The following is a 5,528-nucleotide window of genomic DNA, read 5'->3' as shown; positions in this document are numbered from 1 at the left end:
GGGTCGACGGTGGGGAATTCCCGCTGGTAGAGGGCCACCTGCTCGGCGATGCCGAACTCCAGGGGGGTGGCCGGGGCGGGCTTGCCGGCAGCCGGCGGCGGCTTGTCCGTAGTCATGCGGACCAGTGTCGCACGAGGGTGCACTCCTTAAGCCTTTGACTCAGCAGTCTTCGGGTGCTAAGACTTTATCTCGTCAAACTTTAGCTCTGAAATCTTCTGGACTTAAGAGTATCCAGTTGAAACCAGGAAGGGATGTGCACGGTGACCGGCACGGTGAAGCAGCAGAGGCAGCAGCGGCGTGGAGCGGGCGGCCCGCTGCGCCGCGTCCAGATCGGCAACGCGCTCAGTGCGTTCGGCAGCGGGTTCACGATGCCGTACATGTTCGTGTACGTGGACCAGGTGCGCGGGCTGGGCTCGTTGGCGGCCGGGATGGTGTTCACCGTCTTCGCGCTGGCGGCCCTCGCCGTCCTGCCGTTCACCGGCCGCGGCATCGACAGGTACGGTCCCCGCCCGGTGCTGCTGGCCGGTACGGCGCTCGCCGCCACCGGTGCGTTCGCCTTCGGCCACGCCACCGGCACCCCGGCCCTGCTGGTCTCCTCCTTCCTGTTCGGCGCCGGTGTCACCACCTGCCAGCCGGCGCTCGCCACGATGATCGTCCGCTGCTCCACGGCGGCCACCCGCTCGCACGCCTTCGCGCTCCAGTTCACCCTGGTCAACCTGGGCATGGGCATCGGTGCGCTGGTCGGCGGGCAGATCGTGAACGTGTCGGACCCGGCCAGCCTGACCCGGCTGTTCACCATCGAGGCGGTGACGTTCCTCGGCCTCGCCCTGGTCACCGGCACCGCCCGGATGCCCAGGACCCAGCTGACCGCCGTCCACGGGAAGGCCGACGGCCCGACCGGTCTGCGCGCCCTGCTCGCCGACAAGGCGATGATGCGGCTCAGCATCCTCGCCGGGCTGATCTTCTTCACCTGCTACGGCCAGTTCGAGTCCGGCGTCGCGGCCTTCGCCACCGACACCGTCGGCACCGCGCCCTCCACCCTGGGCTTCGCGATCGGCGCCAACGCGCTGACCATCGTGGTGCTGCAGATGTTCATGGTGCGGATCACCGCCAAGCGCCGCCGCACCACCGCGATGGCCGCGGCCGGCGTGGTCTGGCTCGGCGCCTGGGCGATGGCCCTGGTGGCCGGCCTGATACGGACCGAGACCATGGCCGCCACGGTCGCCATCGTCTCGATCTACGCCCTCTTCGGAGTCGGCGAGTCGCTGCTCGCGCCCACCATGGGCCCGATCGTCGCGGACCTCGCCCCGGCCCGGCTGCTCGGCACCTACAACGCCGGGTACGCCCTGGTGAAGCAGATCGCGATCGCGGTCGGCCCGGCCGTCGGCGTGCTGCTGGTCGGCTCCGGCACCTGGCCGCTCTACCTGGCGGCCATGGCGGGCTCCACGCTGCTGATCGTCGCCATGGCGCTGCGGCTGCGCCCGTACCTCACGCCGGAGCAGGACAACGCGGCCCCGGCCGTGGTCCACACCGTCCCGGTCCGGGAGCTGCAGACCGCCGCGTAGCGGAACGGGCGGCAAGGGGGTTCGAAACGGGCGCCGACCAGGTCACCTGGTCGGCGCCCGTCGCGCTTGGCTTCGCGCGCACCGCCACATAGTGTCAGTGGCTGTTGACCGCCCTGCCCCGGCCGGAGCGGCACGACCCGGGCGGAGCCAGGACCCGGACAGAGCAGACAGGCGAATCGGCGAGGCTATGACGCAAGCGGCGCTCACGCACCCACCGGCGGCCCCGGCCACCGCCGCCCCGGCCCCGGCCCCGCGCGGGGGCCTGGTCCGCTGGGCGGCCGACCGCTCCGGCTGGCTCGGACCGATCGCCGTGGCGCTCTTCGCCGGCCTGCTGCGGTTCTGGAACCTCGGCCACCCCGACTCCTTCGTCTTCGACGAGACGTACTACCCCAAGGACGCCTGGTCCCTGCTCCAGCAGGGCTACGAGGGCACCTGGCCCGACCACGCCAACGCCGACATCCTGTCCGCCCCGCAGTCGATCCCGCTGACCTCCGCGCCCGAGTTCATCGCCCACCCGCCGCTCGGCAAATGGGTGATGGCGGTCGGCGAGCAGCTGTTCGGACTGAACCCCTTCGGCTGGCGGTTCATGACCGCCCTGCTCGGCACCGTCACCGTGCTGATGCTGGCCCGGATCGGCCGCCGCCTCTTCGGCTCCACCCTGATCGGCTGCACCGCCGCGCTGCTGATGTCGGTGGACGGCCTCCAACTGGTGATGAGCCGGGTCGGCCTGCTCGACGGCATCCAGATGTTCTTCGTGCTCGCCGCCTTCGGCAGCCTGCTGATCGACCGCGACCACGTCCGCGCCCGGCTCGCCGTCGCCGCCGAGACCGTCGGCGGCGACGCCGTCCGGCTCGGGTGGCGCCCCTGGCGGATCGCCGCCGGGGTGCTCCTCGGCGCCGCCTGCGCGGTCAAGTGGAACGGCGCCCCGATCCTCGCCGCCTTCGGCGTCCTGACCGTCCTGTGGGACCAGTCCGGCCGCCGCGCCGCCGGCGCCCGCCGCCCCTGGCGTTCCATGCTGCGCCGGGACGCCGTCCCCGCCTTCCTCGCCATGGTCGGCTCCGCCCTGGTGGTGTACGTCGGCGCCTGGAGCGGCTGGCTGGCCACCGGCGGCTCCGGCCCGACCGGCGGGGGCGGCTACGACCGGCACTGGGCCGACGGGCGCGCCGGGCTCTCCCCGGACAGCGTCCTCGGCATCCCGCTGCCGCAGGTCCCGATGAGCTGGGTGCCCGCGTCACTGCGCAGCCTGTGGCACTACCACTCGCAGATGTACGACTTCAACACCGGTCTGAGCACCCCGCACACCTACCAGTCCAACCCCTTCGCCTGGCTGGTCGACGGCCGCCCGGTCTCGATGTACTGGGAGCAGATCCCGTACGGGCAGCGCGGTTGCACCTCCTCGGGCGGCTGCGCCTCGCAGATCCTCGGCCTCGGTACGCCCTTCCTGTGGTGGACGGCCTGCTTCGCGCTGGTCTACCTGCTGTGGCGCTGGTTCTTCCGGCGGGACTGGCGCTCGGGCGCGGTGCTGTGCGCGGTGGCCGGGATCTACCTGCCCTGGTTCCGGTACCAGGAGCGGACGATCTTCTCCTTCTACATGGTCGTGCTGGTGCCGTTCCTGTGCCTGGCCGTCGCCCAGATGCTCGGGGCGGTGCTCGGCCCGCCCGGGTGCACCCCCGAGCGACGCCGGATCGGGGCGATCGGGGCCGGGGCGATCGTGCTCGCGATCGTCGGCTGCTTCGCCTTCTTCTACCCGCTGTACACGGCGGAGGTGATCCCGATGTCGTCCTGGCAGGACCGGATGTGGTTCACCAGCTGGATCTGAGGGCCCGCGCCCGATGGGCCGGATCTGGACGGATGGGATCTGCACGGGTGGGATCTATGCGGGTGGGACCTGCACCGGTGGGATCCGAAGGGGCCGGATCTGATGGCCCCGGCGGACCTGGCGGCCTCCGGTGGCCAGCTGCTGCCGGTCACCCCGGTGCTCGGGGTGGTCACGGCCGTGCTGCTGCTGGCCGCCGTCGCGGTGGCCGGGCGGGGACTGCTCGGCCACGGGCACGCGGTGCTGCGGGCCGGGCTGCGCGCCGTGGTGCAGCTGGCCGCCGTCGCCGCGGTGATCAGTTGGGTGGTCGGTTCGCTCTGGTGGTCGGCGCTGTTCGTGGTGCTGATGTTCTCGGTCGCGGTGCGCACCGCCGGACGGCGGATGACCCCGGGCCCGGCCTGGGTCTGGGCGGCCGCCCCGATCGGCGCCGGGGTGCTGCCGGTGCTCGCCCTGCTGCTGGGCGTCGGGCTGCTGCCGCCCGAGGGCCTGTCCGTCATCCCGGTCGCGGGCATCCTGATCGGCGGGGCGCTCAGCGCGACCTCGCTGGCCGGGCGGCGGGCCCTGGACGAGCTGCGGCTGCGGCGCGGCGAGGTGGAGGCGGCGCTGGCGCTCGGCTTCGAGGAGCGCGACGCCCGGCTGGAGATCTGCCGGACGGCGGCGGCGACCTCGCTCGTCCCGGCGCTGGACCAGACCCGGACGGTCGGCCTGGTCACCCTGCCCGGGGCCTTCGTCGGGATGCTGCTGGGCGGGGCCTCGCCGGTCCAGGCGGGGGCGGTGCAGCTGTTCGTGCTGATCGGGTTGCTGGCGGTGGAGTCGGTGACGATCGTGGTGGTACTGGAACTGGTCGGGCGCGGGCTGATCGCGGCCGAGCCGGACGGGGGCGCCCGGTAGGGGGTCGACCGCCGTCGAGCGCCGTTGGCCGCCGTCGGACTCCGTCGATCCCCGTCGACCTCCGTGGATCTCCCGGGGCGGGTCGCTCGACGCCGTCGGGTACGCTTGGGGCCGTTGAAGGGGAGTAGCCCTCCACCGGACCGTCGACATACTGGCCCCCAGGGGCCCGGCGCCCGGGGTACCGCTCGATGAGCGGTGCCGGCGAGACCTTCGGCCGCAGTGCTGTGACCATGACCAGTGCTGTCGGGCCGAAGCGTCCCCTGACGGACCTGCGGAGGCCGGGCAGCCCGACCGAGGACTCCTATGAGTATCACCGTTGCCGCGTTGACCTTCGGCATCATCTTCCTGGCCGAACTGCCGGACAAGACCGCGCTGGCCAGCCTGGTGCTCGGCACCAAGTACCGCGCGAGCTACGTCTTCGCGGGCATCGCCGCCGCCTTCGCCCTCCAAGTGGGCCTCGCGCTCGTCGCCGGGCACCTGCTCACGCTGCTGCCGCACCGCTGGGTGGAGGGCGTCACCGGCCTGCTGTTCCTGGTCGGCGCGGCGATGCTGCTGTTCCACGGCGGCGAGGACGAGGACGAGCACGCGGCCAAGGAGCCGTCCTCGAACAGCTTCTGGAAGGTGGCCGGGGCCAGTTTCGTGGTCGTCGCGATCGCCGAGTTCGGTGACCTGACCCAGATCATGACCGCCAACCTGGCCGCCAAGTACGCCGACCCGCTGGCCGTCGGCCTCGGCTCCTGGCTGGCGCTGTGCGCGGTCGGCGGGGTCGCCATCGTGGGCGGGCAGAAGCTGCTCAAGTACGTGCCGATGAAGTTGATCATCCGGGTGGCGGCGACGATCATGGTCGTGCTGGCGGGCATCAGCATCTTCGGAGCGATCACCGGCTGATCCGGGGGACGACCGGCGGTCGGCCCGAGGGGTGACCGCCGGCCGGGCCGTTCCGGTCAGCAGGTGCTGTGCTTGTCCAGGGCGGCACGGGTGTTGGGACCGAAGATGCCCCGCTTGTCGCCCTTGACGTCCCACATCCACTGGACGTAGCCGACGGTGTTCACGGTGGTGTCGTCGTACTGCCCGGTCACCGGCACACTCGCCCAGCAGACGACGACGGCGAGCTTCTGCTGGAGGGCCGTGACGTCGGGGCCGCTCATTCCGTACTGCAGGACGCGCGGCGTCGAGCTGGCGGTGGGCGTCGGGGTCGGGGCGGGGGTGCTCGGTGCCGGTGCGGTCGGCGTGGGAGCCGTGACGGGGGGAGCGGC

Annotated in this window: 5 protein-coding genes; 4 read left to right on the top strand and 1 reads right to left on the bottom strand. The window is 72.3% G+C overall.

Annotation, left to right across the window (positions count from 1 at the left end):
- Nucleotides 1–260: 260 nt before the first annotated feature.
- The 4 genes from ACIQOV_RS25290 (at nt 261) to ACIQOV_RS25275 (ending at nt 5,160) form a co-directional block, all read left to right on the top strand.
- Nucleotides 261–1,565, top strand: a complete 1,305-nt coding sequence (locus ACIQOV_RS25290; RefSeq protein ID WP_401052104.1) for an MFS transporter — start codon at nt 261–263, stop codon at nt 1,563–1,565.
- Nucleotides 1,566–1,752: 187 nt separating this feature from the next.
- A complete protein-coding gene (locus tag ACIQOV_RS25285; RefSeq protein WP_401052101.1) occupies nt 1,753–3,384 on the top strand; it encodes a dolichyl-phosphate-mannose--protein mannosyltransferase in 1,632 nt (543 codons plus the stop codon).
- A gap of 102 nt (nt 3,385–3,486) precedes the next feature.
- Nucleotides 3,487–4,272, top strand: coding sequence for an ABC transporter permease (locus ACIQOV_RS25280; protein WP_401052098.1), 786 nt, complete (start codon nt 3,487–3,489; stop codon nt 4,270–4,272).
- A gap of 303 nt (nt 4,273–4,575) precedes the next feature.
- Entirely contained in the window at nt 4,576–5,160 is a 585-nt protein-coding gene (locus ACIQOV_RS25275; protein ID WP_387729587.1) for a TMEM165/GDT1 family protein, read from the top strand.
- 56 nt (nt 5,161–5,216) lie between these two features.
- Here the strand turns inward: ACIQOV_RS25275 and ACIQOV_RS25270 are convergent.
- The coding region (locus tag ACIQOV_RS25270; protein WP_401052095.1) for a peptidoglycan-binding protein at nt 5,217–5,528 on the bottom strand (312 nt) is incomplete at its 5' end.

The organism is Kitasatospora sp. NPDC091257 (assembly GCF_044757675.1).
GTDB lineage: Bacteria > Actinomycetota > Actinomycetes > Streptomycetales > Streptomycetaceae > Kitasatospora > Kitasatospora lactacystinica.
Note: the sequence above shows the minus strand (reverse complement) of the source record. Positions and strands in the feature narration are given on the sequence as shown.